General features: G+C 62.3%; 1 protein-coding gene. It reads left to right on the forward strand.

Translation table 11 applies throughout. The features are described from left to right. Window positions 1-453 (forward strand): MMPL family transporter (locus B3T59_RS12655; protein WP_287003659.1); only part of this gene is annotated, 453 nt, incomplete at both ends.

Consider the following 453-nt stretch of genomic DNA (forward strand, 5'->3'; position numbering starts at 1 on the left):
CCAATCCAGAGCAGGTCGTCTGGGTGGGCAATGGCAGCAACCCGCAGAACCCCCGCCAGGGAGCGACAGCCGCGTTGATCTCGGTCACCCCGGCGAAGTCACCCTCGGGTCCCGAGACACACACGTTGATGGAACAGATACGTGACTACGGGTCGTCGAAACCCGGCGGCGCGACCGTCAATGTCGGCGGCCAGACGGCGATCATGTCGGATATCTCGAGCAAGCTCAGCAGCGCGTTGCTGCCGTTCCTCATCGTGGTGGTCGGGCTTGCCTTCATCATCTTGACCATCGTGTTCCGGTCGTTGCTGGTGCCGCTGACGGCAACCATCGGCTTCTTGTTCTCGGTGTGTGCGACGTTCGGTGCGACGGTGTGGATCTTCCAGGAGGGCCACCTCGGGCTGATCGACCACACCAAGCCGATCATCTCGTTCTTGCCGATCTTCCTGATCGGCG

Source organism: Gordonia sp. UBA7860 (assembly GCF_002500165.1).
GTDB classification, from domain to species: Bacteria; Actinomycetota; Actinomycetes; order Mycobacteriales; family Mycobacteriaceae; genus Gordonia; species Gordonia sputi.